The following is a 5,394-nucleotide window of genomic DNA, read 5'->3' on the forward strand; positions in this document are numbered from 1 at the left end:
GCCCGGGGCCGGGGGCCCGCCGCCTCGCGACCCGCGGGGCAGGCGAGGCCGACCGCGGCCGACCGGTCGACGAACCGCCGGCCCATCCGCCAGACCAGGCCAGGTGAACGCCACCGGTCCGCGATCCGGCCCGCCAGCGGGGGAGCCGACCGGTGAACGACGACCGCCGGGCGAAACGCACCGGCGCAGAGAGGATGACCGACGTCGTGACGCCCGCCCCGTCCCTGCAGGCCGCTTCGCTGATCCCCGGGCTGGACATGCTGATGTCGGCCGCGCCCGCCCCGGCGGCGGCCGGGACGCCCAGCCCGCTGCCCTCGCCCGGCCCGTCGGCGAGCACCGACCCGCTGGTCTCCTTCGAGGGAGTCGCGAACGCCCTGCGGGACGCCTGTGGCACCAACCCCGGGCTGCTCTGTCGCACCGTCTACAACACCACGCACAGCAACTTCCTGGCTTCTGGCGCGGAGGTCTTCCTCGGCACGCCGATCAGGATCGTGCTGATCCTGGTGATCGCCCTGGTGGTGCGGGCGCTGTTGCACCGTTTCGTCCGGCGCACCGCCGAGCGGGCCGGGTCGGGCGGGACCGGCGGGCTGTTGCGCGGGATGCGGGCCGGCAGTCTGCTGGGCGCCTTCGGCGATCCGGCGGTGCTGCTGGAAAGGCGCCGCCAGCGCGCCGCCACCGTCGGCTCCCTGATGCGCAGTGTCACGTCCGTCATTGTCTTCGGATTGGCGTTTCTCAGCGTCCTCGGCGAGCTCGGCATCAATCTCGCCCCGATCGTCGCCAGCGCCGGCGTGCTGGGAATTGCGGTGGGATTCGGGGCGCAAAACCTGGTCCGGGACTTCCTGTCCGGGATGTTCATGCTGCTGGAGGACCAGTACGGCGTCGGTGATGTCATCGACGTCGGCCCGGTGTCCGGCACGGTCGAGGCGGTCAGCCTTCGCATGACGCGGCTACGCGACGTCGAGGGAACCGTCTGGTACGTCCGGAACGGGGAAATCACTCGTATTGGCAACAAGAGTCAGCAATGGGCGCGCACCGTGCTCGACGTGCCCCTCGACTACGACACCGACGTCAGCCGCGCCAAGAGCGTGCTGGCCGAGACCGCCGAACGGCTCTGGGCGGATGCCGACTGGAGCAGCCTCATCCTCTCCGCGCCCGAGGTGTGGGGCATGGAGACGATGACCGCCGACGGCTACACGCTGCGGGTCGCCATCAAGACCCAGCCGCTGAAGCAGTGGGAGATCGCCCGCGAGCTGCGGGAGCGGGTGCGCGACGCGCTCGCGGCCGCGGACATCGCGCTCGGCTCGGTCCAGCGCAGCGAGGTGACCGTGGTGGACGACGACGAGGACGAGCCGGGCGGGAACGACGACGAGGACGGCGCCGCCGCGGGCCTGCCCGGCGGGCCGGGCAGCGGGATCATCGACGGCGATGACCTTCCGCGGGCACGGATCGACCCGCCGAGCTCCGCGGGCCTGAAGCCGGGCTGAAGGTCGCGGTAGGTCTTGCTGAGAGCGGCCGCCGGTGGCCCGCCCGCACGCGGTTGCGGGGCAGACTGGAACCGTGCGCGTACTGGTGGTCGACGACGATGCAGCTGTCCGGGAATCCCTGGAACGCTCACTGCGGTTCGAGGGCTACGAGGTCGCTACGGCGGTCGACGGGCTGGACGCCCTCTACGCCGTGGGGCGTGACCAGCCGGACATCGTCATCCTCGACGTGATGATGCCGCGGGTGGACGGCCTGGAGGCGTGCCGCCAGCTGCGGGCCCGCGGCGACGATGTCCCGGTGCTCATGCTGACCGCCCGCGACGGCCTGGCCGACCGGGTCAGCGGCCTCGATGTCGGCGCGGATGACTATCTGGTCAAACCGTTCGCGCTGGAAGAGCTGTTCGCCCGCCTGCGGGCGCTGGCGCGTCGCGCCGCGCTGGCCGCCAGGGTGGTCAGCGCCACGCCGGGCGAGCCCGTGGCCACCGCCCTGAGCTACGCCGGTGTCACCCTGGACCAGGCCAGCCGGCAGGTCACACGCGGCGAGCGGGAACTCACCCTGACCAAGACCGAGTTCGAGCTGCTCGAGCTGTTCCTGAACCATCCCCGTCAGGTGCTGTCCCGGTCCACGATCATGGAACGGGTCTGGGGTTACGACTTTGGGCCCACCTCGAACTCGCTCGAGGTGTTCGTCAGCTATCTACGCCGCAAGTTGGAAGCAGGCGGGGAGCCCCGCCTGCTGCACACGGTGAGGGGAGTCGGATACGTGCTGCGTGAGCCCGCGGGAGACCGCGCGTGAGCGGTGCGTTCCCGCCGCGCGCAACGCGGTCCCAGCCACGTGCGACGCCGTCCCCGCCCTGGGGCGGCCCGGTCGTCGCCGGCCTGCCCGCCGGAAGCACGACGCCTGCGGTACCGGCCGGGATGGTCCGCGGTCAGGCCGGGGTCGGACCGCCCGGGCCGGACGGCTACGCCCGGCCGGCGGACGCGACGGGGGAGACCGGGCTGGGCCGGCCGTGGTCCCGGATGAGGCTCACCTCGCCGCTGAGCCGACTGACCCTGCGGGCGAGGCTCGCGCTGCTCGTGGGCATGGCCGTGGCCGCGGCGGTCGCGGTGGTCGCCGGCGTCTCGCTCGGGGCCACCAGCATCGTGCTCAACAAGGCCATCGACGACCAGCTCATCGAGCAGGCCGAGGCGTCCGCGGAGACGATCCAGGCCAACCCCCAGGGGCTGGGGGTGGCGCTGCGGGCGTTCAGCTTCGGCCTCGAGGGGCAGTTCCTCGACGCGGCGGGCAACCCGCTGGGCGGCTCGATGACGAACTGGAACCAGGTGCGGATCCCGGTCAACGCGCGGGACGCCGAGGTGGCGCGGCATGAGCGGGCGCAGAACCTGCGGACGGTCACCCTCGGTGGGCAGTCGTACCGACTGGTCACCGTGCCGCTGCAGATGCCGGCATCCGAGGGCGCGCTGCAACTTGCCCGGCCGACCACCGACGTCGACCGGACCCTGCGCGAACTCGGAATCGTCCTGCTCATCGTCGGGGTCATCGGCGTCGTCGGTTCGGCGCTCGCCGGCCGCATCGTGGCCCGGGCGGCGCTCAAGCCCGTCGACGCCGCCGCGGCCGCCGCGGAGGAGGTCGCCCGCACCCAGGACCTCTCCGCGCTGATCCCGGTCACCGGCGCGGACGAGATCACCCGGCTGGCGGAAAGCCTCAACAGCATGCTGCGCGCGCTGGAGGCGTCCCGCCAGCGCCAGCGCCAGCTCGTCGATGACGCCAGCCACGAGCTGCGCACCCCGCTGACGAGCCTGCGCACCAACATCGAACTCCTGCTGCGGGCCGAGGCGAACCCCCACCGCCCCTTGCCCGCGGCCGATCGCCAGGCCCTGCTGCGCGACGTCGACGCCCAGATGCGGGAGCTGTCCGGGCTGGTCAGCGAACTCGTCGAACTGGCCCGTGACGAGCTGCCCACCGAGGAGATCGAACGGCTCGACCTGGCCGACATCGTGCTCGCCGCCGCCGAACGGGCCCGGCGGCGTGCCAACAGCAAGGGCATCCGGATCGAGGTCGACGCTGTGCGCTGCGCCGTCGACGGCCGGGGGAGCATGCTCGAACGCGCCGTCACCAACCTGCTCGACAACGCGGTGAAGTTCTCCCCGCCGGCGTCGGTCGTGCGGGTGCGCTGCGCCGCCGGCGAGGTGACCGTCGCCGACGAGGGCCCTGGGATCGCAGCGCAGGACCGCGCCCAGGTCTTCGACCGTTTCTACCGGGCCACCTCCGCCCGCGGCCTGCCCGGCTCCGGCCTCGGCCTCGCGATCGTGGCCGACGCGGTGCAGACCCACGGTGGCAGCGTCAGCGCGGAGGCGGCGCCGGGCGGCGGGGCGCTGCTGCGCCTGCGCCTGCCCACGGCCGACCCCGGGTACCGCGCCGAACCCCACGACGGCCAGTCCCTGGGCGGCGCGCCCCGGGGCGGGGACGGTCCCGGCGACGTGGTGGGATCCGGGCCCGCTGATCGCTGGCAGGGCGGTCCGACGTCGCCTTCGCCGTGGAGCCGATCCTTCGACAGCGACACCCAGGGCACCGGACAGTGGCTGGGCGCCGGCCCTCCACCCGAGGGAGACGACAATCATGCGCTGTGAGCTCAGACGACCCCGCGCGCCCCGTCCCGTCCGCAGGCCCCGAGCCCAGCGAACCACTCGCCGCCGCCGGCCCGGCTGATCCCCGGCCGCCGGCCTGGTCCACCGCGCCCTCCGATTCCGTCCCCCCCGATTCCGTGCCCTCCGATTCCGTGCCCTCCGATTCCGTGGACGCCGATCTCGTGGCTCTCGCCGAGGCACACGGTGTCGCCACCGGCTACCAGGACGCCGAGGGCGGTCAGGTCCAGGTCGACCCGCAGACCGTGCGGGATGTGCTGCGCCTGCTGGGGGTGGACCCGACGGATCCGGTGGCCGCGCTCGCGGACCTGCGCGAGCAGCCGTGGCGCCGCCGGCTACCGGCCAGCGTCGTCGTCTCCGCGGCGTCGCCGCCCCCGGTCGTGCTGCACCTGCCGGCGCGGGCCGTCGCCCAGGTGGAACTGGAGCTCGAGTCGGGTCGGCGGATCGCCCTGGACGCGGCGGGCGACGTGCTCCAGCGCCGTGAGCTCGACGGCGAGCCGTGGACGGCACGCGCGCTCGCGCTACCTGCCGGGCTGCCACTGGGCGACCATCTCCTGCACGTCAGGCTTCTGCCCGCCGACGCCCGGGAGGCCGACGGCCAGGGGACGGTCGTGCCGGCGCGGACGCTGCGCTGCGCCGTCGTCGCCGTTCCGGACGCGGTCCCCGATCCGCCCGAGCTGCTCCGCGCGGTCGGCTCGGGTCCGCCGGCGCCGGTCCGTACCTGGGGATGGATGATCCAGCTCTACGCCGTGCGCTCCGCGGCGAGCTGGGGCATGGGTGACTACGCCGACCTCGCCGAGCTCGCGGCCTGGTCCGGGACAGCCGGCGCCGACGTGTTGCTGGTCAACCCGCTGCACGCGGCCGCTCCGACCCTGCCGGTCGCGGCGTCGCCGTACTCGCCGGTCAGCCGCCGCTTCGCCGCCCCGCTGTACCTGCGGCCGCAGGACACCCCGGAGTACGCGCGGGCCGACCAGCGGACCCGCGACGCCGTCGACGAGCTGGCCCAGCGGGCGCGCGGCGCCGGCCGCCCCGGCGGCCTGCTCGACCGGGACACGGTGTGGCGCGCGAAGCTCGCCGCGCTGGAGCTGCTGTTCGACGTCGCCCGCGACGATCCGGCTGCGGCCCTCGACGCCACCTCCACCGCCGCTGGTTCGGCCGGCGACGGGCCGTCCGACGCGTTGACGGACTTCGCCACCTGGTGCGCGCTCGCCGAGCGGCACGGCGCGGACTGGCGGGCCTGGCCGGCGGAGCTCGCCCGGCCCGACGC

General features: G+C 74.1%; 4 protein-coding genes. All 4 read left to right on the plus strand.

Annotated features, from left to right (window positions below; translation table 11 throughout):
- The first annotated feature begins 194 nt into the window (after positions 1-194).
- A complete protein-coding gene (locus MXD58_RS18925; protein ID WP_248838957.1) occupies positions 195-1,484 on the plus strand; it encodes a mechanosensitive ion channel family protein in 1,290 nt (429 codons plus the stop codon).
- Between the two features lie 73 nt (positions 1,485-1,557).
- Positions 1,558-2,277, plus strand: coding sequence for a response regulator transcription factor (locus MXD58_RS18930; RefSeq protein ID WP_248838926.1), 720 nt, complete (start codon positions 1,558-1,560; stop codon positions 2,275-2,277).
- A gap of 224 nt (positions 2,278-2,501) precedes the next feature.
- Positions 2,502-4,112, plus strand: coding sequence for a HAMP domain-containing sensor histidine kinase (locus MXD58_RS18935; RefSeq protein WP_248838956.1), 1,611 nt, complete (start codon positions 2,502-2,504; stop codon positions 4,110-4,112).
- 149 nt (positions 4,113-4,261) lie between these two features.
- Positions 4,262-5,394, plus strand: a 1,133-nt coding sequence (locus MXD58_RS18940; RefSeq protein WP_250609655.1) for a 4-alpha-glucanotransferase, incomplete at its 3' end; no start/stop codon positions are given.

Origin of the sequence: Frankia sp. AgKG'84/4, assembly GCF_023242965.2 — a bacterium.
Lineage (GTDB): Bacteria > Actinomycetota > Actinomycetes > Frankiales > Frankiaceae > Frankia.

Excerpts from the sequence above, each read along its gene's own strand:
- MXD58_RS18925 (WP_248838957.1), top strand. The coding sequence starts at position 195 with ATGACCGACGTCGTGACGCCCGCCCCGTCCCTGCAGGCCGCTTCGCTG.
- MXD58_RS18935 (WP_248838956.1), top strand. The coding sequence starts at position 2,502 with ATGAGGCTCACCTCGCCGCTGAGCCGACTGACCCTGCGGGCGAGGCTC.